The organism is Mycobacterium sp. 1165196.3, from assembly GCF_001673415.1.
GTDB classification, from domain to species: domain Bacteria; phylum Actinomycetota; class Actinomycetes; order Mycobacteriales; family Mycobacteriaceae; genus Mycobacterium; species Mycobacterium europaeum_A.
Window position 1 is genome coordinate 39,365 of the sequence record NZ_LZLU01000062.1, and the last position, 24,153, is coordinate 63,517.

Sequence of the window (24,153 nt, forward strand, 5' to 3'; positions counted from 1 at the left end):
GATCAACCGCCCGTCGTCGCGAACTCCGGCGCGATCGCCTGCTGCACCCTGGCGCGCCGCTCGTCGATGGTTCGGCCCAGGTCCTGCAGCAGCAGCGGCTTGCCCGTCACCAGCTGGACCAGGTGATCGCGATCGATCTCCAGCGCGGTCACCTCCCCGATGGCCTGCGCGTCGGCCAGGTTCGGCTGACGGGTCAGCGCGGTCACGCCCAGAAACGAGCCCTCGTCCAGCTCGCCGACCGCGACGGCCGTGCCGTCCGCGGCGGTGGCGGTCAACCGCACGCCGCCCTCGACCAGAAACGTGATCTTGGCGGGCACTCGCCCGGCATGCTCGACGATCTCGTCGGCCCCGTACCGAACGATCCTGGCGTGCGCCACCAACGCCTGCTGGTCCGGTTGGCTGAGCCGCAACGCCGGCGCCACCACCGTGCGCAGCGCCTTCTCGACACGCTCGGTCGTCGAGATGTCATCCTGGGCGCCGTCGAGGTGCAGGCCCTCGCGCCGCGCCGCGTACCACAGCCAGCGCAGAAACGCGGCCTGCGCGGCGGAGTCCTCCGCCGGCGACTTCAGCCCGACGGTCACCCGGTACTCGGCGGCCCCGGCGGGCACCGCCGTCGCCACGGCGTTGGGCCTGCGTTGCGGCAGTGCGTTGGCGACCCGCTCCAGCAGCGCGCACACCCGATCCGGCGGATCGATGTCGGAAAACGTTGTAGTGATGGCCAATTGGTGCGCACCGGCCGGGCGGCTGAGATTGGTGAACGAGGTGGTGGCCAGCACCGAGTTCGGCGTGATCTGCAGGCCGTGGCCGGACTGGATGTGCACGGAACGCCAGTTCGCCTCCACGATGCGGCCCCGGGCCGACGGGGTGTCGAGCCAATCGCCGATCCGGAACGGCTGCTCGAACAGCATGAACAGGCCCGACACGATCTGGCCGACGGAATTCTGCAGCATCAGACCGATGACCACCGACGTCACGCCCAGCGCGGTGAAAAGGCCGCCGACGCGCACGCCCCAGACGTAGGAGAAGATGACCGCCAGACCCACCCCGATCAGCACGAACCGGGTCACGTCGAGGAAGATGCCCGGGATTCGCTGGCGCCAGGACCCCTGCGGTGCGCCCTCGAAAACCGTTGCGTTGAGCCCGGACAGCAGCAGCACCAGCACCACGAACCCGAACACCGTGGCGAGCACCCGAACCGACGTGAACTGGGCCGGCATCCTGGCCACGTTCACCAGCAACACCAACAGGGCGCCCAGCGGAATCAGGTAACTGCGCAGCAGCAGGACGGGCCGCGCCAGCGGACTGTTCTTGCGCAGGAGGCTCTGATGCCACTCGGTCAGGGCGATCAGCAGCAGCGGCAGACCGAATACCACCCCGGCGGCCCAGTAAAGCGATGACGAGTCGAAGGTTCTCACTGCCCCTGCCCTTCCGACAGTTTCCAGATCTGCTGCTCGACGCCGCCGACCGTGATGGTGCCCGCCGGCGTGAACTGACGGATGTCGTGCATCACCTCGTAGACCTGGGCGGTGACATAGATTCCGGATTGTGTTGTGCTGCTGCGGGTTTGATGGGCCAGGTTGACCGCTGCGCCCCACATGTCGTAGACCACGCTGGATCGCCCGACCAGCCCGCTGATCACGTTGCCGGTGTTGATGCCCGCCCGCAGGGCCAGGTGGTAGCCCGTCTTGCTGTTGAAGCGCGCGATGATGTCGCGCATCTCGACGGCGAATTCGACGGTGCGGTGCACGCTGTCCAGGCGGGGGAAGTTCAGGCCGCAGCTGGCCAGGTAGCCGTTGTGCAGCGTGCGAATCGGTTCGATGCCCAGGGATTCCGCGGCCGAATCGAGCTCGCGGACCAGCTCGTCGACGATGCCCACCAACTCGCGGCCGGACAGCTTGCCCGAGATGTCATCGAGGCCGACGATGTCGGCGAAGATGACCGTGACGTCCTGGTGCTCCTGGGCGATGGTCTGCTCACCCTCGCGGTAGCGCCGGGCCACCGGTTCGGGCATCAGCGAGGCGAGCAGCCGGTCGTTCTCCTTGCGCTGTTCGTTGAGCAGTTCTTCCTTGATCTGCAGGTTGCGGCTCATCTCGTTGAAAGCGGCCATCAGCTCGCCGATTTCGTCGCGTGAGGTGACCGGGATCGAGACGTCGTAGTTGCCGGCGCCGATCTCCCGGGCGCCGGCCTGCAACCTGCGGATGGGCCGCACGAATATCTGGGCGACCAGCAGCGCGGCCACGCAGATGACGAAAACCATTGCGGTAGTGGTCAATATCAGTGTCTGGGTGAGCGACGCCACCCGGGCGTTGGCCTCGGAGGTTTCCCGGGTGGCCACGATCGACCAGTGCAGGTCGGAATTCGGCAGGGACAGCGGGGCGTAGGACGCGAGCTCACGTTGGCCCAGATAGCCGGTGTCGGTCACCGTTCCGGTCTCACCGCGCTGCGCTGCGCGCACGGCCGTGGTGACCACGGGCTGGACCAGGGTGGTGCCGCCCCATCTGATCGCGGTGTCGACGGTCTCGCGCCGGGCACCGGCGGCCAGCGCCTCTCGCCGGTATCGCTGCGGGTCCTCGATGAATAGCCGTGAATCGGAACGCATCAGGTTGTCCGGCCCCGCGAGATAGGTCTCGGCGGTCTGGCCCATGCCCGCGGCGCGCCACTGCTTGTCGGCGGTCATGATCCGGTTCACCTTTGCGATCGGCAGCGGCAGCGCCAGCACCCCGGCCGGTCTGCCGGGTGGGCCGATCGGTGCGACCAACCAGGCGATGGGCTGGCCGAGTTGTGGCTGATACGGCTGAAAGTCGGTGATCCACACGAAGTTCACCGAGTTCGCGGCCATCGCCTTCTGGTAGGCGTCGCGCAGATTGGACTGGCGATACGGGCCGGTGAGCACGTTGGTGCCCAGCGAGGCGCTTTTCCGGACGGTGTAGACGACATTGCCGCGGGTGTCCAGCAGCAGCGCGTCGCGGTATTCGAAGCGGGTGGCGATCTCGCGGAAGTAGTCGTTGAAGCGGGCGTTGGCCGCCGACCAGGCGCTGCCGTCGCCGGCGTCGTCGGGCGCGGACCCGTTCGAAGACCCGTGCGCCGCAACGGTGTAGTGCGCCTGCAGATAGCGCTGTGAGTTGTTGCTGGGCAGCACCGCATCCAGGGCGAGCCTGTTTCCGGTGTCGCGCTCCAACGGTTTGATCAGCCGCTCGGTGTAGAAATCCACCAGCGCCCGCTGCTGGCCGGGGTCGACGGGCGCGTTGGCCAGCTGGTCGAAGCCGGCCGTGAAGGCCTGCACCGCCTCGAGCGCGGTGGTGCCCCGGCTGTAGACGACCAGCGAATCCGACAGGTCCGAGAACAGCGTCTCGATCGCGCGTTTCTGCGCCTCGCGCAACTGCGTCATCCGCTCGGACGCCGCGGGCAACAACGCGTTGCGCGCGGCGACGTACTCGACGGTCCCGATCACGCCCAGCGACGCCAGGCTGGACACCAGCAGCATCAGCATCACCTTGGACTGAATGCTGATCCAGGACAGCGCGCGCGGGGGACGCATCTTTTTCCGGCCCGGGTCCTGCTCGGCCGCGGGGATCGACTCGGTGGGCCGCATCAACCGACCCGGCGTGGACTCGGCCCCCGACGCCGCGGCGTGGCTTCTTCCGACGGCGTGAGGTAGCGCACGTCCGGACGCCTACCCCCCGAAGAGCAGATACAAACCGGTGAAGGTGTAGCCGACCATCACCAGCATCATCGTCAGCTGCCCGGTGAGCTGATGGCCGGCGGGCAGCAGCCGCAGCGCCTTGTCGTGGGCCGCGATCACCGCGACGATGTGCCCGGTGACCACGCAGGTCACCTTCACCGCGGCGAGTACCGGCGGGTGCATGGACAACACGTACGCCACATGCAGGTGCGCCAGGCCGAGTAGGTTCCAGCCGTGGCCGAACGGGTCGGCCAGCGCGAACACCGCCTGCTGTCCGCGCTCCACCAGGTAGGACAGGTAGTGCGCGAAGATGTAGCCCACCACGATCGGGATCAGCGAATGCGCCATCTGGCCGGGCAATTCACGACGCTGCTCTGCGCTGACGCCGCCGGTGGCGCGCGCGGCGAGCGAAAAGGTCACCGCCACAACGCAAATGAAGACGATCAGCCCGACGGTACGCAGCATCGACGACGCCAGTGTGGGGGGCGCGCCGAATTCGCGGGTGAGCTGATCGGAGAAGCCGCGCCACGTCGGCGACGACGAGAAGCTGTCGAACGCCGTCGAGCCCAGCAGCACCGCCAGCAGGACCACCACGCCGGGCCGCACCGGCAGCGACGGCAGATGGTCGAGCGGGTTTCCGACGACGATCCGCCGCGTCTCCGGGTTGCGGCGAAACGGCGAGAGCCGGGAGACGGCCACGCTGTACACGCCGAAGGGATCGGCGCGGGCCAGCCAGCGCTGTCCGCACAGCCACGCGCCGACCAACATCAGCACGGCATAGCAGGCGATCCACGTCCTGACCCAGGGCAGCGACGCCGGGTTCGGGCTGGCCAGCTCCATCCAGACGAAGGCGAACAGGCCGAACGCGGCGGGTCGATAGCCCCAGCCTTCCGGGTAGGACAGCCGCGGTCGGCCGAGCCGTTCCGGGGTGACGCGCTGCAGCAGCAGATACATCGTGCGCATCGGCGAAATCACCCGCCACACCGGCCCGATGATCAGCGACACCGCCACCAGCCCGACCCACAGCAGCACGTAGAACGCGCCGAGCAGCCCGTTGGCCTCCGATTCGGGACCCCATACCCCGGCGGCCACCACCCAGGCCGCGAACGCCAGGGCCAGCCCGGCCGCGAACCCCCGCGCCACCCGGGAGTCGACGAAGGTCGTCAGCGCCGTCGGTAGGGGCCGGCCCGGCTTGAGCGGATCGAACCGCGGCCGGCGCCAGGCGAACGCCACGAGGGCGAAGGTGAACGTCAAGGCCCATGCCGCCCCGACCATCGCGTAGGCATAGGGCACCGGGAGATCACCCGAACCACCGAGCCCGTGCGCGAGCACCACCGCCGCGGCGGCGGAGCTCACGGCTGCACTTGGATGGTCGCGATGGTGCGGTCCAGATGATGCAGCTCCACCGCGACGTTGCCCGGCACGTCGACGGCGAATCCGAACGTCTGGTTGGGGGCGGCCTGGACCGCGAACTTGTGATCGGGCGTCGAATGCACGTGCAGCTCGTCGGTGGCGTCGCTGGTCACGTGCAGGGTGATCTGCTGATGCACCTTGGCCTGCAGCGTGGCGTTGGTCGGGGTGACCTGACCGTGGGCGATGGTCACGTCGACGGTCAGCGGTGCCGCCGGCGACTTGTCAGCCGAACCACCGCAGCCGACCAGGCCGCACACCAGCGCCGCCGCCCATGCCGTGCTGAGGGTGCCGCGAAGCGTCATGGGTTCATGCCGCCCGCGGGATCGGCTGCTTGTCTTCCACCGGTTCCGGCTCGGCCAGGGAGTTGTTGAGCCGGCCGGCGCCCCAGGTCAAGCCGGCGATCACCATGAGCGTCAGGAACAGCACCACGATCCCACCAGCGGTGAACAACCAGGCGGGTGCGCTTTGGTCGCGTTCACGCTGCAGGATGGTGACTTCCAGGACGAACGGCCGCGTGCTCGACGTCAGCGCGGGGACCTCTGGGGCCGGGATGGCGGCGTCTGCCGGTTCCCAAATCGGCACGGCCGTCATCGTGCGGCCGTCCTGGACCCGCAGCAGGGTCTTCCAGTCGCCCCACACCGGAACCGGCTGGGTGGAGCGGTAGTGCCCCGGCCCGACCTTGGCGAGCCGGTCGATGATCAGGCCGCGGTCGTTATTCATGCGGCCCTGCCAGGACAGGATCGTCAGCCAGTCCGGATTGTCGCTGACCATGTCGGCGGGCAGGAGTTGGACGTCGGCCGACACCATGCGCTGCCCCGGGGCGCTGGGCAGGTCGGTCAACGTGATGGTGGCGTTGTTCTTGCTCGGCACCAGGATGTGCAGGCCGTTGGCCACCGCGCCGCCGATCACCAGGACCGTGGCCACCACCACCGAGATCCCGATGGCGCGCCCGGGGAGGCGCTGTCCGGTGAGCACCATGCCGAACATGGCGCCACACATACCCATCAGGACCGCAACCGGCACGGCCATCGCCAGGGCCTCGCCCCACATGCTGATCGGCCAGGGGTAGTGGTAGACCGCCGCGATCCACAGCGACTCCAGCCAGAGCCCGATCGTGCCCACTCCCAGCCCGGCGACCGCGCCGAAGACGACGGGGCGCCTGAACACCGGCGTCAGCGCGATCAACTCGACGGCCAGCGCGGGGCCGAGGTAGAGCGGGAACCAGTTGATCGGGGCGCCGAGTATCGGCCCGACCAGCAGGGCGACGCCGCCGCGCAGGGCGATCGCGAAGACGGCCGCGATGACGGCCGCTCCCCGGCCCATGGTGATGCGGGCGGCGACCGCCGCCAGCGCGGCCGCGCCGGCGATCAGCATCGGTTGGAACACCAGCCGGAATTGCGGGACGCCGAAGTCGAACTCGATCTGATAGACCGACAAGCCGATGAACAAGCCGCCGAAGGACAGGTAGCGCAGGAAGGTGATGAAGGCGCCGTGGTAGACGTCCTCGCCTTCGTCGGCCTCACCCTCGCGCTCCAGCATCAGCACCGCGAACAGCGAAAAACAGGCCCCGCCGATCATCATCAAATGTGTTGGGCCCCAGAGGGTTACATCCTGGCCGAAGATGCGGTGCCAGATGTCGTCGAGCGGGAACCCGATCATCGCGTACAGCCCGCAGCCGGCCATCAGCACGCCGCCCACCGGCGCGTGCCAGTTCCGCGTGATCCGCACCGCGGCCGGGCCGGGCTGGTCGAACGGCAGCACGACCGCCGTCATGCCGCCCAGGAAGATGCCGAACAATCCGATGATGATGAAGTAGTGCGCCGGGTTGGCCAGTGGGCCCGGGTCGCGGCCGTTGCCGATATGCCAGCTGACGTCCCAGATGAACCCGAACAGCGCGCAGATGATCGACGTGGTGAACACCAGGACCGGCAGGGCGACCCAACCGGGCCGGTGGAATTTGTCGCCCACCTTGTCGGCGACCCGGGTCAGCCATTCGATGCGATGGGTGCGGTGGGCGTGGCCCACCCACAGCAACAGCAGCGTGATTACCGCCGCGGCGATGGATAGCCCGATCACCTGATTGAGCCCGGCGCCGCGTGCCGGTGCCTCAGCAACAATCGTCAGTTCATTCGACCGCATCGTCGTGCCTCCCAACCGCGCCGGGCTGCCCCGGAGAATCCGACTGAAGTCAACCGCTTATTACTGTCAAGTAGGTTCGTGATTGATTGTTTAATGCCCCGATCCCGGGCTCGTCAATCACGCGTTTTGTCCGGCGTGTCGGCATGGGAGGACTCGGGCGCGGACCCCGTGGTGTTGCGGCCCTCGCGCCGGTCACGCAGTGCGATGTACAGGATCACCCCGACGACGATCACCGCAGGCAGAAACGCCGGCGCCGCCAGCAGCAAGTAGTGGTGCGCCAGGATTTCGACGTGCGGAGTCACCATGGTCGTATACCCATAGGTTGGGCGGGCCCTTCGGCCGTTACCCTACTTTGAACACCTTTTCATTCACCGCTGCCACCACCACGTGGCAGATGTGTCCCCACGCGCGGACACCAGAAAGAGGCAGGGGAGTACCTGGTGACTCAAGCGGCAACTCGACCGACGGCCGATACGGGCAACGACGAGGACATCTTGGCGGTGGCCCGGCAGCAGGTGCTCGAGGACGGCCAGGGACTGCGCCGGGACCAGGTGCTGCGGGTGCTGCAGCTGTCCGACGACCGCCTCGACGAACTGCTGGCGCTGGCCCACGAGGTGCGGATGCGCTGGTGCGGCCCCGAGGTCGAGGTCGAGGGCATCATCAGCCTCAAGACCGGCGGCTGCCCGGAGGACTGTCACTTCTGCTCGCAGTCGGGCCTGTTCGCGTCGCCGGTCCGCAGCGCCCGGCTGGACATCCCCAGCCTGGTCGAGGCCGCCAAGCAGACCGCCAAGTCCGGCGCCACCGAATTCTGCATAGTGGCCGCGGTGCGCGGCCCCGACGAGCGGCTGCTGGCCCAGGTCGCGGCCGGCATCGAAGCGATCCGCAACGAGGTCGAGATCAACATCGCCTGCTCGCTGGGGATGCTGACGGCCGAGCAGGTCGAACAGCTCGCCGAAATGGGCGTGCACCGCTACAACCACAACCTCGAGACCGCCCGCTCGTACTTCACCAACGTCGTGACCACCCACAGCTGGGAGGAGCGTTGGCAGACGCTGTCGATGGTCCGCGACGCCGGCATGGAGGTCTGCTGCGGCGGCATCCTCGGCATGGGCGAGACCCTCGAGCAGCGCGCGGAATTCGCCGCCGAACTGGCCGAACTGGGTCCCGACGAGGTGCCGCTGAACTTCCTCAACCCGCGGCCGGGCACCCCGTTCGGCGACCTGGAGGTGATGCCGGCGAGCGAGGCGCTGAAGTCGGTGGCCGCCTTCCGCCTGGCGCTGCCGCGCACCATGCTGCGGTTCGCCGGTGGCCGCGAGATCACCCTGGGCGACCTGGGCGCCAAGCAGGGCATCCTGGGCGGCATCAACGCCGTCATCGTCGGGAACTACCTGACCACGCTGGGTCGCCCCGCCGAATCCGACCTGGAACTGCTCGACGACCTGCAGATGCCCCTCAAGGGGCTCAACGCCAGCTTGTAGGCCGGCGGCCGCGGCTAGGTTGAAGATTGTGGTTGGCGATCTGGGCGCCCTGGGAGCGGCAGTCAGTGCCGGCGTCTACAACGTCTACACCGGGGAATTAGGGGGCACCGCCGTGCCGACAGCGGCCCAGCTGGGCCTTGAGCCTCCCCGCTTCTGCGCGGCATGCGGGCGCCGGATGGTGGTGCAGGTGCGCCCCGACGGCTGGCGGGCCCGCTGTTCGCGGCACGGCGAGGTCGATTCCGCCGACCTGGAGACGCAACGGTGACCGAGCAGACCAAGGCGGACGCCGCCGAACTTTCCGCGCCCATCACCGCGTCGAGCCGCAGGCGCGCGCTCCTGGTGGTGGCGCTTGCGTCGGCGGCGACCGGTCTGGCGATCGGCGGGCTGTGGGCCTTGATCGCCCCGCCGATTCGCGCCGTGGTGGCCCTCACCCGCTCGGGCGAGCGGGTGCACGACTATCTGGGCAACGAGTCCGAGCACTTCTTCGTCGCCCCCGCCCTGATGCTGGGGCTGCTGACCGCGCTGGCCGTGGTGGGCTCGGTCTGGGTGTGGCAGTGGCGCGAGCACCGCGGACCGGGAATGGTCATCGCGCTGTCGGCCGGCATGGTGGGCGCCGCCGCGGCGGCCTCGGCGGTGGGGGCCGGCCTGGTGCGGCTGAGCTACGGAGCGCTGGACTTCGATGCGGTGCCGCTGTCGAAAACCCCGTCGGTCGCCTACGTCACGCAGGCGCCGCCGGTGTTCTTCTCCGACGGTCCGCTGCAGATCGCGGTCAGCCTGCTGTGGCCGGCCGGAATCGCGGCCCTGGTCTACGCCGTGCGGGTGGCCGCCGACGCGCGCGACGACCTGGGTGCGTTTCCGCCGCAGCCGGGGCCCGCCGGTGGGGTGCCGGCGCGAGGGGGAGGCGCCGAAGCGCCGGTGTCATAGCGGACGGCGGCCGATCTTGCGGCCCGTGATGACCTTGGCCGCGATCTTCATCAGCCGGGCCATGCCGACGTAGGTCATCGGGTTGAACATCGTCGGCCACGTGGTCCGGACCAGGTGATCGGTCAGCGGGCGGCCTCCGAAGCGATCTGTCAGCCAGCGCAGCGCCATCGGCGCCGACAGCGGATGCAGCATCATGTGCTCGTTGAAGGCGTCGCGGTGGTAGGTGACCCGCGCGCCGCCGGCCGAATACGCGTCGGCCAGCACGTCGATGTCGTGGACGTCGATCAGGTAGTCGTGCACGGCCTGCACGATCAGCACCGGTGGCGTCGGAACGGCGGCGCCCAGCTTGATGTGGTCGAAGACGTGCGTGATCTCCGGGGTGGACAGGATCTGCTCGAGCGGCTCGTCGAGGTAGTCGCCCATGTCCTTGCCGGCCATCCGCACGACGGCTTCCACCGTCGTCATCTTCTCCAGCGAGTCCAGCAGCGCGCGCCCCTCCTCGTTGGTGTGCTCGCGGATCACCCGGTCCAGATCGGGGTAGATGTGCGCGAGCGCGGCCACCACGAGCGCGGGCAGCCCCGATAGGAAGCTGCCGTTGAGTCGGCGGAAGGTGTTGCCCAGGTCCCCGACGGGGGAGCCCAGCACCGCCCCGACGATGTCCAGTTCGGGCGCGTACTCGGCGCACGTCTCGGCGGCCCAGGCGCTGGCCAGTCCGCCGCCGGAGTACCCCCACAGCCCGATGGGCGCCTCGGCGGACAGACCGAGGCGCTCCGAACTCAGCGCGGCCCGGATGCCGTCCAGGACGCGGTAGCCGGGTTCATACGGTGCGCCCCACAGGCCGCGCAGGCCCTCGTGGTCGGGCACGGAGACGGCCCATCCCTCGGCGACGGCGGCGGCGATCAGGAAAAGCTCGAACTGGCCGATCGCGCCCAGCGCCTTCGCCCGGCGCCGCAGTGCGTAGGACGGGAAACAGCGGGACGAGACGGCGTCGATCGCGCACTGGTAGGACAGCACCGGGCAGGGACGCCCCGGGGCCAGCTCGGCGGGGACGATCACCGTCGTGGCGGTGGCCTCCGGCTCGCCGTTCATGTCCATCGTGCGGTACAGCAGCTGGACGGCCTTGATCGGCTGCGGGATCAAGCCGAGGAACGCCAGCTCGACGTCGCGCGAGCGCAGCACCGTCCCGGGTTCGGCGTGCTGAAAGCCCAGTGGCGGCTGGTAGAACGGGTCGTCCGAGGGCAGCAGTGGACGAACCTTGTGCTGCAGTTCCTCGTGTGGCGGGCGGGCGATCCATTCCGCACCCTGCGTGCCTGCCAGGTTGCCGAGCTCAGCCATTGAGGCTCCCTTCGTGGCCACCCGGCATTCTTGCGTACGAACGGCAGGTAACCAAAACGCAATCGCCGCACTGTGAGCGACTTCTCGTCACACTAGCCAGGTCAGACGCGATTCACCCCCGCGTCGCCCGCCTTTCGCCCAAGCCTAGCCTGGCGACCCGGGCGGCCTGAGTGCGGCGAACTCGTCGGTGACCCGCAGCGCCGCGTCGGTGAACCGGTACAGCGCGGCCGGGCGTCCGCCGCTGCGGCCGGATTGCGCGATGGTGCCGGTCGCCGTGATGACGCCGCGCCGGGCCAGCACCCGCTGCAGGTTCGTCGCGTCGACCTGATAGCCCAACGCGGCGCCGTAGATGTCCCGCAGCGTGGAAAGCGCGAATTCCCTTGGAGCCAAAGCGAATCCGATGTTGGTGTAGGACAGTTTGGCGTTCAGCCTGGTGCGGGCGTTGTCCACCATCTGGCCGTGGTCGAAGGCCATCGGCGGCAGGCAGTTCACCGGGTGCCAGCGGGTGTCCGGCGGTAGTTCGGGGCTGGCGGGGGAGGGCACCAGGCCCAAGAAGGTGGACGCGATCACCCGGGCGCCGGGCACCCGCTGCGGGTCGGAGAACACCGCGAGTTGTTCCAGGTGCGCCAGCTCTTTGAGGTCGACCTTCTCGGCGAGCTGGCGCCGCACCGAGGTGATCATGTCCTCGTCGTTGCGCAGCCGACCGCCCGGCAGCGACCACTTGCCCTGTTGTGGATCCCGGGCGCGCTGCCATAACAGCACGTTCAGCTGCGGTTTCGCCGGGGGGCGTCCCTTCGTAACCTGTTCGCTCGCTTCGCGAACCTGGAACACGACCGCGAGCACTTCGTGGGCGGTGCTACCATGGGCCATGTTTTCGATTATAAGTCGAAAACCTCCTGGGCTGAAAGGAGCCGCCATGACGGTTATCAATCGCATGGACACGCTCGCCGAAAGCATGATCGCCGACATCACCAACTCGCCCACCGGCTACGCCGGCGTGGCCGGGGATGAGCAATGGGCCGCCGAGGTTCGCCGCCTGGCGAAGCTGCGCGGCGCCACCGTGCTGGCGCACAACTATCAGTTGCCCGAGATCCAGGACGTCGCCGACCACGTGGGCGACTCGCTGGCGTTGTCGCGGATCGCCGCCGAGGCGCCCGAGGACACCATCGTGTTCTGCGGGGTGCACTTCATGGCCGAGACGGCCAAGATCCTGAGCCCTGACAAGACCGTGCTCATCCCGGACCAGCGCGCCGGCTGCTCGCTGGCCGATTCCATCACCGCCGACGAACTGCGCGCCTGGAAGGACGACCACCCCGGCGCGGTCGTCGTCTCCTACGTCAACACCACGGCGGCGGTCAAGGCGCTCACCGACATCTGCTGCACCTCGTCCAACGCGGTCGAGGTCGTCGAGTCGATCGACCCCGACCGCGAGGTGCTGTTTTGCCCGGACCAGTTCCTCGGCGCCCATGTCCGTCGCATGACGGGCCGCGAGAACTTGCACGTGTGGGCCGGCGAATGCCACGTGCACGCCGGGATCAACGGCGACGAACTCAATGACCAGGCCCGCGCCAATCCCGACGCCGAGCTCTTCGTGCACCCCGAATGTGGTTGCGCCACTTCGGCCTTGTACCTCGCGGGCGAGGGCGCCTTCCCGCCGGACCGGGTGAAGATCTTGTCCACCGGCGGCATGCTGGAGGCCGCCAACCAGACCGACGCACGCAAGGTGCTGGTCGCCACCGAGGTCGGCATGCTCTACCAATTGCGCAGGGCGGCACCGCAAGTCGACTTCCGCGCCGTCAACGACCGCGCCTCCTGCAAATTCATGAAGATGATCACCCCGGCGGCCCTGCTGCGCTGCCTGGTCGAGGGCGCCGACGAGGTCGATGTCGACCCCGACGTCGCCGCCGCCGGCCGGCGCAGCGTACAGCGAATGATCGAAATCGGGCAGCCGGGCGGTGGCGAATGATCGCCCGTCCCCAGTGGACGCACAGCGCCGACGTCGTCGTGATCGGCACCGGCGTCGCGGGATTGGCCGCCGCGCTGGCCGCACACCGTGCCGGGCGCAGCGTCGTCGTGCTGAGCAAGGCCGACCAGGCGCGGGGGGCGACCGCCACCCATTACGCGCAGGGTGGCATCGCGGTGGTGCTGCCCGACAACGACGACTCGGTGGAGGCCCACGTCGCCGACACCGTGGTCGCCGGCGCCGGCCTGTGCGACCCGCAGTCGGTGTACTCGATCGTCGCCGACGGATATGCGGCGGTCGCCGAATTGGTCGGCGACGGAGCACGATTCGACGAGTCCGCGCCGGGCAAATGGGCGCTGACCCGCGAAGGCGGACACTCCCGGCGTCGCATCGTGCACGCCGGCGGCGACGCCACCGGTGCCGAGGTGCAGCGCGCGCTGGACCACGCGGCCCGCACGCTGGACATCCGCACCGGCCATGTTGCGCTGCGCGTGCTGCACGACGGCGCCGCGGTGACCGGCGTCCTGGCGGGCAACCCGGACGGCTACGGAATCATCAGCGCGCCCTCGGTGATCTTGGCCTCCGGGGGCCTCGGGCACCTGTACGGCGCGACCACCAACCCCGAGGGCTCCACCGGCGACGGCATCGCGCTGGCCCTGTGGGCCGGTGTCGCGGTCAGCGATCTCGAATTCATCCAGTTCCACCCCACGATGCTGTTCACCCCCGACGCCGCGAGCGGACGGCGCCCGCTGATCACCGAGGCCATTCGCGGCGAGGGCGCGAGACTGATTGACTCCCAAGGCAATTCGGTGACCGCCGGCGTCCACCCGATGGGCGATCTGGCGCCCCGCGACGTCGTCGCCGCGGCCATCGACACCCGGCTGAAGGCCACCGGCGATGCCTGCGTCTTCCTCGACGCGCGCCACATCGGTGACTTCGCCAACCGGTTCCCGACGGTGACGGCCGCCTGCCTGGCCGCCGGCATCGATCCGGTGCGTCAACCCATTCCCGTTGTCCCCGGGGCGCATTACAGCTGCGGCGGCATCGTCACCGACGTGTACGGCCAAACCGAACTGCCCGGATTGTTCGCCGCCGGCGAGGTGGCACGCACCGGACTGCACGGCGCCAACCGGCTGGCGTCCAACAGCCTGCTGGAAGGGCTGGTCGTCGGCGGGCGGGCCGGCAGGGCCGCGGCCGCGCACGCCGCGGCGACCGGGCGGGTGCACGCGGTCGCCCCCGAGCCGCTCGTCCACACCGCGCCGGCGCGCGCCGACCTGCAGCACGCGATGAGCCGGGACGCGTCGGTGGTGCGCGACGCCGCCGGCCTCACCCGGCTGTCGACCGTGCTGGCGCAGGCGAAGGTCCGCCCCGTGACCGGCCGCCGCGACTTCGAGGACGTCGCGCTGGCCGTCGCCGCCCGCGCGGTCACGACCGCCGCCCTGGCCCGCACCGAGAGTCGCGGTTGCCACCATCGCGCCGAGTACCCGCGGACCGCCTCGGAGCTGGGACGCAGCAACGTGTTGCGCCTGGCCGACGACCAGAGCGCGGTGCTGGTGGAGGCATTGGCGGCGGTCGTATGACCGCGATGTCCGACTGCGAACTGACCGCCGCGCGCGAAACCATCAAGCGCGGCCTGGTGGAGGATCTGCGCTACGGGCCGGACATCACCACCCTGGCGACGGTGCCCGCCGAGGCGGTGGCGACCGCGTCGATGGTGCCCCGCGAGCCGGGCGTGGTCGCCGGGATCGACATCGCGTTGCTGGTGCTCGACGAGGTGCTCGGCGCCCGCGGCTACGAGGTGGTCGATCGCGTCGAGGACGGCGCCCACCTGCAGCCGGGTGAGTCGGTGCTGACGCTGCGAGCCGAGACCCGCGGCCTGCTGACCGCCGAGCGGACCATGCTCAACCTGATCTGCCACCTGTCCGGGATCGCCACCACGACGGCACACTGGGTGGCCGCCGTGCACGGCACCAAGGCCCAGGTGCGCGATACCCGCAAGACGCTGCCCGGCCTGCGCGTGCTGCAGAAATACGCGGTCCGGGTCGGCGGCGGCGTCAACCACCGGCTCGGGCTCGGCGACGCCGCCCTGATCAAGGACAATCACGTGGTGGCCGCGGGATCGGTGGTCGACGCGCTGCGGGCCGTGCGCGACGCGGCACCGGACCTACCCTGCGAGGTGGAAGTGGATTCACTCGAGCAGTTGGACGAGGTGCTGCCCGAGAAGCCCGAGCTGATCCTGCTGGACAATTTCCCGGTGTGGCAGACACAGATGGCCGTGCAGCGCCGCGACGCGCGCGCACCCGCGGTGCTGCTGGAATCGTCGGGCGGGCTCAGCCTCGACAACGCGGCCGCCTACGCCGCGACCGGGGTGGACTATCTGGCCGTCGGCGCCCTGACCCATTCGGTCCGGGTGCTCGACATCGGCCTCGACATGTAGGTGGGGCTTCCGGGCGCGTCGAGTGGGCGCCCGACGCCGGGCCGTCGGCCGCGCGGGGCGCCTCAGGCGATGTCGGCGACGAAAACGCCGATCCGGCGCAGCTGCAGGCGCGCCATCGCCGGCAGACCGGCGCCGTCCGAGCCGGCGGGCAGGATCCGCGGGTTGGTCAGGTGCACCGTGCGATTACGGCTGAACTCCACGTCGGCCTCGCCCGCGGCCAGCACGTTCTTCACCCAGTTCGTTTTGCCGTGACCCAGCGCGATCGCCAGCACGTTGCCCTTGCGGTAGGGCGTGACGATGGTCTCGTACGGCTTGCCGGAGGTGCGGCCGCGATGCTTGATCGTCGCCGTCCCGGGCAGAAAGCGGGCGATCGGCTTGACCGCCCGGTTGAAGTACTTGATCTGAAACCGCTCGAACCAGGGCGGAAACACCATCGGGACGCCCGGGGCGTTGTTGGGGTGATCCTTGGCGGACATGGCGGCTCCCTGGGTCGGCGCTACGTTTCAGCGCGGGGTATGGCCTCGATACCGGCACTGTACCGGTCGAATATCGACTTGAGTTCCTCTGGGACAATGGACAGCGTGAGCCCGACCCAACCGTCGCCGATGGCCCGTATCGACCTGCGGGGTGCGGAGCTGACGGCTGCGCGATTGCGGTCGGCGCTGCCCCGCGGCGGTGCCGACGTCGAGGCGGTGCTGCCCAAGGTCCGGCCCATCGTGGCCGCCGTCGCCGAGCGCGGCGCCGAGGCCGCCCTGGAATTCGGCGCCACCTTCGACGGGATCCGGCCCCCGGCCGTCCGCGTGCCCGGCGCTGCCCTCGAGAAGGCCCTGACCGAACTGGACCCGCGGGTGGCCGACGCCCTGCGGGTGATGATCGAGCGCACCCGCGCGGTGCACGCCGACCAGCGCCGCACCGACGTGACGACCACCCTGGGCCCGGGCGCGACGGTCACGGAGCGGTGGGTTCCCGTCGACCGGGTGGGTCTCTACGTGCCCGGGGGCAACGCCGTCTACCCGTCCAGCGTGGTGATGAACGTCGTGCCGGCCCAAGCCGCCGGGGTCGCCTCGCTGGTGGTGGCCAGCCCGCCGCAGGCCCAGTTCGACGGTCTGCCGCACCCGACGATCCTCGCCGCGGCCCGGCTGCTGGAGGTCGACGAGGTGTGGGCCGTGGGCGGCGCGCAGGCGGTGGCGCTGCTGGCCTACGGCGGCACCGATCTCGACGGCGCCGAGTTGGCGCCCGTCGACATGATCACCGGGCCCGGCAACATCTACGTCACCGCCGCCAAGCGGCTGTGCCGGTCGCGCGTCGGCATCGACGCCGAGGCCGGCCCCACCGAGATCGCGATCCTGGCCGACCACACCGCCGACCCGGCGCACGTGGCGGCCGACCTGATCAGTCAGGCCGAGCACGACGAGATGGCGGGCAGCGTGCTGGTCACCCCCAGCGCGGAGTTGGCAGCGGCCACCGAGGCCGAGTTGGCCGCCCAGCTGAGCACGACCGTGCACCGCGACCGGGTGACGGCTGCACTCGGTGGCCGCCAGTCGGCCATCATACTGGTCGACGACCTGGACGCCGGGGTCACCGTCGTCAATGCCTACGCCGCCGAACACCTGGAGATCCAGACCGTCGACGCGGCGGCCGTGGCGGGCCGAATCCGTTCGGCCGGCGCCATTTTCGTCGGCCCGTATGCGCCGGTGAGCCTCGGCGACTACTGCGCGGGATCCAACCACGTGCTGCCGACCGCCGGCAGCGCCCGGCATTCCAGCGGACTGTCCGTGCAGACCTTCCTGCGCGGCATCCACGTCGTCGACTACACCGAGGCGGCCCTGAAGGACGTGTCCGGACACGTGATCGCGCTGGCCGAGGCCGAAGACCTGCCGTCACACGGCGAAGCGGTGCGGCGGAGGTTCGAGCGATGAGCATCGAGAAGCCCGCGCGCCAACCGACACTGGACGACCTGCCGCTGCGCGAGGACCTGCGCGGCAAATCGCCCTACGGCGCACCGCAATTGGATGTCCCGGTGCGGTTGAACACCAACGAGAACCCGCATCCGCCCAGCACGGCGCTCGTCGACGACGTGGTGCGCTCGGTGGGCCAGGCGGCCGCCGATCTGCACCGCTATCCCGATCGCGACGCGGTGGCCCTGCGCACCGACCTGGCCGCCTACCTGAGCGCCCAGACCGGTGTCGCGCTAGGTGTGGAAAACCTCTGGGCGGCAAACGGTTCCAACGAGATTTTGCAGCAGCTGCTGCAGGCGTTCGGCGGCCCCGGGCGCAGTGCCATCGGGTTCGTCCCGTCCTACTCGATGCACCCGATCATCTCTGACGGCACCCGCACCGAATGGCTGCATGCCGCCCGCGCCGACGACTTCAGCCTAGACGTGGATACCGCCGTGGCCGCGATCACCGACCGCCGGCCCGACGTGGTGTTCGTCGCCAGCCCGAATAACCCGTCCGGACAGAGCGTTTCGCTGCCGGACCTGCGGCGGCTGCTCGACGTGGTGCCCGGCATCCTGATCGTCGACGAGGCCTACGGCGAATTCTCCTCGCAACCCAGCGCGGTCGCGCTGGTGGCGGAGTATCCGACCAAGCTCATCGTCTCGCGCACCATGAGCAAGGCGTTCGCGTTCGCCGGCGGCCGGCTGGGCTACCTGATCGCCACCCCGGCGGTGATCGACGCGATGCTGCTGGTGCGGCTGCCGTATCACCTGTCGGTGCTCACCCAGGCCGCCGCGCGGGCCGCCCTGCGGCACGCCGACGACACGCTGGGCAGCGTGGCGACCCTGATCGCCGAACGCGAACGCGTCTCGACGGCCTTGACCGGCATGGGTTTTCGGGTGATTCCCAGCGACGCCAACTTCGTGCTGTTCGGTGAATTCGCCGACGCGCCGGCCACCTGGCAACGCTATCTGGACGCCGGAGTGCTGATCCGCGACGTCGGAATCCCCGGCTACCTGCGCGCCACCACCGGGCTGGCCGAGGAGAACGACGCCTTCCTGCAAGCCAGCGCCCAGATCGCCGCCACCAAACTGGCCCCAGCCACCTCAGTAGGAGCGATCGCAAGCGCGGCCAAGCCGCGTGCGGCGGGTCGCGACCATGTGTTAGGAGCCCCGTGAGCACCGAAACCCGCCGCGCCCGCATCGAGCGCCGCACCAAGGAATCCGACATCGTCGTCGAACTCGACCTCGACGGCACCGGCCGGGTCGACATCGACACCGGTGTGCCGTTCTACGACCACATGCTGACGGCCCTGGGCAGCCACGCCAGCTTCGACCTGACCGTGCGCACCAAGGGCGATGTCGAGATCGAGGGACACCACACCATCGAGGACACCGCGATCGCACTCGGCCAGGCGCTCGCGAAGGCCCTGGGTGACAAACGGGGCATCCGCCGGTTCGGTGACGCCTTCATCCCGATGGACGAGACGCTGGCCCACGCGGCGGTCGACGTGTCCGGCCGGCCCTACTGCGTGCACAGCGGGGAACCGGATCACTTGCAGCACACCACCATTGCCGGCAACTCGGTGCCCTATCACACCGTCATCAACCGGCACGTGTTCGAATCGCTGGCCATGAACGCGCGCATCGCGCTGCACGTGCGCGTGCTGTACGGGCGCGACCCGCACCACATCACCGAGGCGCAGTACAAGGCGGTTGCCCGCGCGCTGCGCCAGGCGGTCGAGTCCGACCCCCGCGTCTCGGACGTGCCGTCCACCAAAGGGGTGCTGTGACGGCGCACAAGAAGGTCGTCGTCCTCGACTACGGCTCGGGCAACCTGCGGTCGGCTCAGCGCGCGCTCGAGCGGGTCGGCGCGTCGGTCGAGGTGACCGCCGACGCCGCCGCCGCGGCCGCCGCCGACGGGCTGGTGGTGCCCGGCGTCGGTGCGTACGAGGCCTGCATGACGGGACTGCGCGGCATCGGCGGCGACCGCATCATCGCCGACCGGGTGGCCGCCGGGCGCCCGGTACTGGGCGTCTGTGTTGGGATGCAGATCCTGTTCGCCCACGGCGTCGAATTCAGCGTGGAGACCGCGGGCTGCGGGCAGTGGCCGGGATACGTCACGCGACTGCAAGCTCCCGTCATCCCGCACATGGGCTGGAACGTCGTCGAATCCGGGCCCGGCACAGTGCTGTTCAAGGGACTCGACGCCGACACCCGGTTCTACTTCGTGCACTCCTATGCCGCCCAGCAGTGGGAAGGTTCGCCGGATGCGGTGCTGACGTGGGCCACCCACGAGGGCCCGTTTCTGGCCGCGGTCGAGGACGGGCCGCTGTCGGCCACCCAATTCCACCCGGAGAAGAGCGGGGATGCCGGCGCGGCCTTGTTGAGCAATTGGGTCCGGGGATTGTGACGGACCTCGCGCCGGCGCTTTGTGTCAAGCAACCGCCGCGGACGCACGTCACCCGTCGCGTGCCCGGCACACAGGAGGAAATGTGTTGATCTTGTTGCCCGCGGTCGACGTGGTCGACGGCCGCGCCGTGCGTCTGGTGCAGGGCAAGGCGGGCAGTGAAACCGAATACGGCTCGGCGCTGGACGCCGCGCTGACCTGGCAGCGCGACGGCGCCGAATGGATCCATCTGGTGGATCTGGACGCGGCGTTCGGGCGCGGTTCCAACCGCGAACTGCTGGCCGAGGTGGTCGGCAAGCTCGACGTGCGGGTGGAGCTGTCCGGCGGCATCCGCGACGACGACTCGCTGGCCGCCGCCCTGGCCACCGGCTGCGCTCGGGTCAACCTGGGCACGGCGGCCCTGGAAAACCCGCAGTGGTGCGCCCGCGCGATCAGCGAGCACGGCGACCGGGTGGCCGTGGGCCTGGACGTGCAGATCGTCGACGGCGAGCACCGGCTGCGCGGGCGGGGCTGGGAGACCGACGGCGGTGACCTGTGGGAGGTGCTGGAACGCCTTGACGGGCAAGGCTGTTCGCGGTTCGTGGTCACCGACGTGACCAAGGACGGCACCCTGGGCGGGCCCAATCTGGACCTGCTGGCGTCGGTCGCCGAGCGCACCGACGCCCCGGTGATCGCCTCCGGCGGCGTGTCCAGCCTCGACGACCTGCGCGCGATCGCCACCCTCACCGGCCGCGGTGTCGAGGGCGCCATCGTGGGCAAGGCCCTCTACGCCGGGCGGTTCACCTTGCCGCAGGCGCTGGCCGCGGTGGCGGAGTAGCGCCGCATGGACGTGCACACGTTGGTGGCCCAGGCGTCGGCGATCCTCGACGACGCGGCCGAGCCGTTTCTGTCCGGGCACCGCGCCGATTCCGCGGTCCGCAAGAAGGGCAACGACTTTGCCACCGACGTCGACCTCGCGATCGAGCGTCAGGTGGTCGCCGCGCTCGTCGAGGCCACCGGGATCGGGGTGCACGGCGAGGAGTTCGGCGGTTCGGCCGTCGACTCCCCGTGGGTGTGGGTGTTGGACCCCGTCGACGGCACCTTCAACTACGCGGCCGGATCGCCGATGGCCGGGATCTTGTTGGGCCTGCTGCACCACGGCGACCCGGTGGCCGGGCTGACCTGGCTGCCGTTCTTCGACCAGCGCTACACCGCGGTGACGGGCGGACCGTTGCGCAAGAACGGGGTGCCGCAGCCGCCGCTGACCTCCATCGACCTGGCCGACGCGCTGGTCGGGGCCGGGTCGTTCAGCGCGGACGCGCGGGGCCGGTTCCCGGGACGCTACCGGATCGCGTTGCTGGAGAACCTGAGTCGGGTCTCGTCGCGATTGCGCATGCACGGCTCCACCGGACTCGACCTCGCGTTCGTCGCCGACGGAATATTAGGCGCGGCAGTAAGTTTCGGCGGCCACGTGTGGGATCACGCCGCCGGGGTCGCGCTGGTGCGAGCCGCCGGCGGTGTCGTCACCGACCTGGCCGGGCAGCCGTGGACCCCCTCGTCGGATTCCGCGCTGGCGGCGGGTCCCGACGCCCACGCCGAGATCCTGGAAATCCTGCGCGCCACCGGCCGACCGGAAGATTACTGAGATGCCCCCGCGTCCCAAGGGCCTGGCGGTGCGGGTGATCCCGTGCCTGGACGTCGACGGCGGCCGCGTGGTCAAGGGCGTCAACTTCGAAAACCTCCGGGACGCGGGCGATCCCGTGGAGCTGGCGTCCGCCTATGACGCCGAAGGCGCCGACGAGCTCACCTTCCTCGACGTGACGGCGTCGTCGTCGGGACGGGCGACCATGCTCGACGTGGTGCGCCGCACGGCCGAGCAGGTTTTCATCCCGCTGACCGTCGGCGGCGGCGTGCGCACGGTGGCCGACGTCGACGTCCTGCTGCGTGCGGGCGCCGACAAGGTCTCCATCAACACCGCCGCGATCGCCCGGCCCGAGCTGCTGGCCGAGATGGCACGGCAGTTCGGTTCCCAGTGCATCGTGCTGTCCGTCGATGCCCGCACGGTGCCCCCGGGGGCCGTGCCGACGCCGTCGGGCTGGGAGGTAACCACCCACGGCGGGCGCCGGGGCACCGGTCTTGACGCGGTCGAATGGGCTTCGCGCGGAGCCGATTTGGGGGTGGGGGAGATCCTGCTGAACTCGATGGACGCCGACGGCACCAAAGCGGGGTTCGACCTGGAGATGCTGCAGGCGGTGCGTTCGGCGGTCACGGTCCCGGTGATCGCCAGCGGCGGCGCCGGGGCGGCCGAGCACTTCGCGCCGGCGGTCGCGGCCGGCGCCGACGCGGTGTTGGCCGCCAGCGTGTTCCACTTCCGGGAGCTGACCATCGGGCAGGTGAAGGCGGCCATGGCCAAGGCGGGAATCGCGGTAAGGATGGCCCGATGACGCTCGACCCGAAGATCGCGGCCCGGCTGAAGCGCAACGCCGACGGCCTGTTCGCCGCCGTCGTGCAGGAGCGCGGCAGCGGCGACGTGCTGATGGTCGCCTGGATGGACGACGCGGCGCTGGCCCGCACCCTGGAAACCCGTGAGGCGACCTATTATTCGCGGTCCCGCGGCCAGCAGTGGATCAAGGGGGCGACGTCCGGTCACACCCAGTACGTCCACTCGGTGCGGCTGGACTGCGACGGCGACACCGTGCTGCTGACGGTCGACCAGGCCGGTGGGGCGTGTCACACCGGTGACCACAGCTGCTTCGACGCCGACGAGCTGCTGCCCCCGCCGAGCTGACCCGACGGACCAGCCGGCACCGAGCCGTCCAGCATGTCCGGACGTGTCTAGGGTCACCTTCCGCGCGCATGGGGCCATGACATCGACAAGAATGGCAGTCAATGTCGAAATGGTTGTCCTGGAACATCGTTGTGCCGGTGCTTTCCGTCATCGTGCTGGCAGTGATCTGGGGCGAGAAACTGGGACCGGTTCTTGTCGGGGTGGCGGCGCTGTTTCTCATCGGTGCGGTGGTTGCCGCGGTGCACCACGCGGAGGTGGTCGCCCACCGGGTCGGCGAGCCCTTCGGGTCGCTGATACTCGCGGCCGCGGTCACCATCATCGAGGTGGCCCTCATCGTCACCCTGATGACATCCGGCGGCAACGAAGCCGCGACGCTGGCCAGGGACACCGCATTCGCCGCGCTGATGATCACCACCAACGGGATCGCCGGGTTATCGCTGCTGCTCGGCTCCCGACGCTATGGCGTGACCCTGTTCAACGCTGAAGGCGCTGGAGCCGCCCTGGCCTCGGTCACCACGGTGGCCACGTTGAGCCTGGTTTTGCCCGCCTTCACCACCGGGCGCCCGGGCAGGGAGTTCACCCCCAGCCAGCTCGGCTTCGCCGCGATCGCCACGCTCTTGGTGTACCTGCTGTTCGTGTTCACCCAGACCATGCGGCACCGCGATTTCTTTCTGCCGATCGCGCAGAGGGGCCAAAAGCGCGTGTTCGAGGACGAGAGTCACGCGGATCCACCCACCAGGCGGCAGGCGCTGAGCAGCCTGGTGCTGCTGCTCTGCGCGCTGGTGGCGGTGGTCGGCCTGGCCGAGGAGGAATCACCGGCCGTCGAACACGCGGTGGTGATGGCGGGCTTGCCGCAGTCGTTCGTGGGCGTGATCATCGCAGCGCTGGTGCTGCTGCCCGAGACGCTCGCGGCGGCTCGGTCGGCGCGAAAGGGCCGCATCCAGATCAGCCTGAACCTGGCGTACGGCTCGGCGATGGCCAGCATCGGGCTCACCATCCCGACGATCGCGCTGGCGTCGATCTGGCTCAAGGGGCCGCTGGTGCTCGGCCTCGGCGCCATCCAGCTGGTGTTGCTTGCCCTGACGGTCGTGATCAGCATGCTGACGGTGGTGCCCGGGCGGGCGACCCGCCTGCAGGGCGAGGTACATCTGGTGCTGCTGGCCGCCTACGTGTTCTTGGCGATCAACCCCTGACCGCTACGCGCGGCCCCGCAGCGTCGCCAGCGCCTTGTCGGCGTGGCCGTTCATGTTGAATTCGCTGGAGATCACCTCGAGCACCGTGCGGTCGGTGTCGATGACGAACGTCGTGCGCTTGACCGGCATCAGCTTGCCGAGCAGGCCGCGCTTGACGCCGAACTGGGTGGCGACGGCGCCGTCGGTGTCCGACAGCAGCGGGTAGTCGAACTTCTGCAGGTCGGCGAACTTGGCCTGCTTGGGCACGGCGTCGGCGCTGATGCCCACGCGGTTAGCGCCGACCGCGGCGAACTCGGCGGCCAGGTCGCGGAAGTGGCACGCTTCCTTGGTGCAGCCGGGCGTCATCGCGGCCGGGTAGAAGAACAGCACGACGGGCCCGCCGGAGAGCAGTTCGCTGAGCTTGCGCGGCGTCCCGGTCTGATCGGGCAGTTCGAAGTCCGCGACGGTGTCACCAGGTTTCATGGCGGACACGCTAC

General features: G+C 69.7%; 25 protein-coding genes. 15 read left to right on the forward strand and 10 right to left on the reverse strand.

Annotated features, from left to right (window positions below):
* Positions 1-2: 2 nt before the first annotated feature.
* The 6 genes from A5659_RS06010 to A5659_RS06035 form a co-directional block, all read right to left on the reverse strand.
* A complete protein-coding gene (locus A5659_RS06010) occupies positions 3-1,415 on the reverse strand; it encodes a mechanosensitive ion channel domain-containing protein (RefSeq protein WP_067179767.1) in 1,413 nt (470 codons plus the stop codon).
* Entirely contained in the window at positions 1,412-3,592 is a 2,181-nt protein-coding gene (locus tag A5659_RS06015; protein WP_067179769.1) for an adenylate/guanylate cyclase domain-containing protein, read from the reverse strand. Before A5659_RS06015 ends, A5659_RS06010 begins: the two co-directional genes overlap by 4 nt.
* An 81-nt stretch (positions 3,593-3,673) precedes the next feature.
* Positions 3,674-5,038 carry a hypothetical protein gene (locus A5659_RS06020; protein WP_067179772.1) on the reverse strand — a complete coding sequence of 455 codons (1,365 nt, stop codon included), beginning with the start codon at positions 5,036-5,038 and terminating at the stop codon, positions 3,674-3,676.
* Entirely contained in the window at positions 5,035-5,397 is a 363-nt protein-coding gene (locus A5659_RS06025) for a hypothetical protein (RefSeq protein WP_066864150.1), read from the reverse strand. Before A5659_RS06025 ends, A5659_RS06020 begins: the two co-directional genes overlap by 4 nt.
* A 4-nt stretch (positions 5,398-5,401) precedes the next feature.
* Positions 5,402-7,234 (reverse strand): hypothetical protein, encoded by a 1,833-nt coding sequence (locus A5659_RS06030; RefSeq protein WP_067179776.1) that lies wholly within the window; start codon positions 7,232-7,234, stop codon positions 5,402-5,404.
* A 113-nt stretch (positions 7,235-7,347) separates the two neighbouring features.
* Entirely contained in the window at positions 7,348-7,539 is a 192-nt protein-coding gene (locus A5659_RS06035; RefSeq protein ID WP_067019190.1) for a hypothetical protein, read from the reverse strand.
* Between the two features lie 135 nt (positions 7,540-7,674).
* On the opposite strand from A5659_RS06035, the gene bioB reads away from it, so the two are divergent.
* From bioB to A5659_RS06050, 3 genes are read left to right on the forward strand one after another with little or no spacing between them, the layout of a single operon-like run.
* The gene (gene bioB, locus A5659_RS06040) at positions 7,675-8,712 is read left to right on the forward strand and encodes a biotin synthase BioB (RefSeq protein ID WP_066864144.1); all 1,038 of its coding nucleotides are present in this window, start codon (positions 7,675-7,677) and stop codon (positions 8,710-8,712) included.
* A gap of 28 nt (positions 8,713-8,740) precedes the next feature.
* Positions 8,741-8,977, forward strand: coding sequence for a hypothetical protein (locus tag A5659_RS06045; RefSeq protein WP_066864141.1), 237 nt, complete (start codon positions 8,741-8,743; stop codon positions 8,975-8,977).
* Complete coding sequence (locus A5659_RS06050; protein WP_067139134.1) at positions 8,974-9,636, forward strand: DUF2567 domain-containing protein; 663 nt, start codon at positions 8,974-8,976, stop codon at positions 9,634-9,636. The genes A5659_RS06045 and A5659_RS06050 overlap by 4 nt, the downstream gene beginning before the upstream one ends.
* On the opposite strand, the gene A5659_RS06055 is transcribed toward A5659_RS06050, so the two are convergent.
* Both A5659_RS06055 and A5659_RS06060 read right to left on the reverse strand, forming a co-directional pair.
* Positions 9,631-10,971: a lipase family protein gene (locus A5659_RS06055; protein ID WP_067179779.1), complete on the reverse strand. Its 1,341-nt coding sequence runs from the start codon at positions 10,969-10,971 to the stop codon at positions 9,631-9,633. The genes A5659_RS06050 and A5659_RS06055 overlap by 6 nt on opposite strands.
* Positions 10,972-11,115: 144 nt before the next feature.
* Positions 11,116-11,841, reverse strand: a complete 726-nt coding sequence (locus tag A5659_RS06060) for an NUDIX domain-containing protein (RefSeq protein ID WP_066864132.1) — start codon at positions 11,839-11,841, stop codon at positions 11,116-11,118.
* 46 nt (positions 11,842-11,887) lie between these two features.
* Between A5659_RS06060 and nadA the strand changes: the two genes are divergently transcribed.
* Genes nadA through nadC form a run of 3 tightly spaced genes read left to right on the forward strand, consistent with a single transcriptional unit; the run spans position 11,888 to position 15,371 of the window.
* Complete coding sequence (gene nadA, locus A5659_RS06065; protein WP_067019199.1) at positions 11,888-12,937, forward strand: quinolinate synthase NadA; 1,050 nt, start codon at positions 11,888-11,890, stop codon at positions 12,935-12,937.
* Positions 12,934-14,514 (forward strand): L-aspartate oxidase, encoded by a 1,581-nt coding sequence (locus A5659_RS06070; RefSeq protein WP_067139144.1) that lies wholly within the window; start codon positions 12,934-12,936, stop codon positions 14,512-14,514. Before nadA ends, A5659_RS06070 begins: the two co-directional genes overlap by 4 nt.
* Complete coding sequence (gene nadC, locus A5659_RS06075; protein ID WP_067179782.1) at positions 14,511-15,371, forward strand: carboxylating nicotinate-nucleotide diphosphorylase; 861 nt, start codon at positions 14,511-14,513, stop codon at positions 15,369-15,371. Before A5659_RS06070 ends, nadC begins: the two co-directional genes overlap by 4 nt.
* A 62-nt stretch (positions 15,372-15,433) precedes the next feature.
* Here nadC and A5659_RS06080 read toward each other — a convergent pair whose 3' ends face one another.
* Positions 15,434-15,847 (reverse strand): nitroreductase family deazaflavin-dependent oxidoreductase, encoded by a 414-nt coding sequence (locus A5659_RS06080; RefSeq protein ID WP_067179786.1) that lies wholly within the window; start codon positions 15,845-15,847, stop codon positions 15,434-15,436.
* Between the two features lie 96 nt (positions 15,848-15,943).
* On the opposite strand from A5659_RS06080, the gene hisD reads away from it, so the two are divergent.
* The 9 genes from hisD (at position 15,944) to A5659_RS06125 (ending at position 23,677) form a co-directional block, all read left to right on the forward strand.
* A complete protein-coding gene (hisD, locus tag A5659_RS06085; protein ID WP_067179790.1) occupies positions 15,944-17,290 on the forward strand; it encodes a histidinol dehydrogenase in 1,347 nt (448 codons plus the stop codon).
* Positions 17,287-18,486, forward strand: a complete 1,200-nt coding sequence (locus tag A5659_RS06090) for a histidinol-phosphate transaminase (RefSeq protein WP_067179794.1) — start codon at positions 17,287-17,289, stop codon at positions 18,484-18,486. The genes hisD and A5659_RS06090 overlap by 4 nt, the downstream gene beginning before the upstream one ends.
* Positions 18,483-19,100 carry an imidazoleglycerol-phosphate dehydratase HisB gene (gene hisB, locus A5659_RS06095; RefSeq protein WP_066864107.1) on the forward strand — a complete coding sequence of 206 codons (618 nt, stop codon included), beginning with the start codon at positions 18,483-18,485 and terminating at the stop codon, positions 19,098-19,100. Before A5659_RS06090 ends, hisB begins: the two co-directional genes overlap by 4 nt.
* The gene (hisH, locus tag A5659_RS06100) at positions 19,097-19,720 is read left to right on the forward strand and encodes an imidazole glycerol phosphate synthase subunit HisH (RefSeq protein ID WP_066864106.1); all 624 of its coding nucleotides are present in this window, start codon (positions 19,097-19,099) and stop codon (positions 19,718-19,720) included. The genes hisB and hisH overlap by 4 nt, the downstream gene beginning before the upstream one ends.
* 82 nt (positions 19,721-19,802) lie before the next feature.
* Positions 19,803-20,534 (forward strand): bifunctional 1-(5-phosphoribosyl)-5-((5-phosphoribosylamino)methylideneamino)imidazole-4-carboxamide isomerase/phosphoribosylanthranilate isomerase PriA, encoded by a 732-nt coding sequence (priA, locus tag A5659_RS06105; RefSeq protein ID WP_066877325.1) that lies wholly within the window; start codon positions 19,803-19,805, stop codon positions 20,532-20,534.
* A gap of 6 nt (positions 20,535-20,540) precedes the next feature.
* Complete coding sequence (locus A5659_RS06110; RefSeq protein ID WP_066877327.1) at positions 20,541-21,341, forward strand: inositol monophosphatase; 801 nt, start codon at positions 20,541-20,543, stop codon at positions 21,339-21,341.
* Between the two features lies 1 nt (position 21,342).
* Positions 21,343-22,140 carry an imidazole glycerol phosphate synthase subunit HisF gene (hisF, locus tag A5659_RS06115; protein ID WP_067179797.1) on the forward strand — a complete coding sequence of 266 codons (798 nt, stop codon included), beginning with the start codon at positions 21,343-21,345 and terminating at the stop codon, positions 22,138-22,140.
* A complete protein-coding gene (gene hisI / locus A5659_RS06120; protein ID WP_067137847.1) occupies positions 22,137-22,484 on the forward strand; it encodes a phosphoribosyl-AMP cyclohydrolase in 348 nt (115 codons plus the stop codon). Before hisF ends, hisI begins: the two co-directional genes overlap by 4 nt.
* 101 nt (positions 22,485-22,585) lie before the next feature.
* Entirely contained in the window at positions 22,586-23,677 is a 1,092-nt protein-coding gene (locus A5659_RS06125) for a calcium:proton antiporter (protein ID WP_066864094.1), read from the forward strand.
* Positions 23,678-23,680: 3 nt separating this feature from the next.
* Here A5659_RS06125 and A5659_RS06130 read toward each other — a convergent pair whose 3' ends face one another.
* A complete protein-coding gene (locus A5659_RS06130; RefSeq protein WP_066864091.1) occupies positions 23,681-24,139 on the reverse strand; it encodes a peroxiredoxin in 459 nt (152 codons plus the stop codon).
* Positions 24,140-24,153 lie beyond the last annotated feature (14 nt).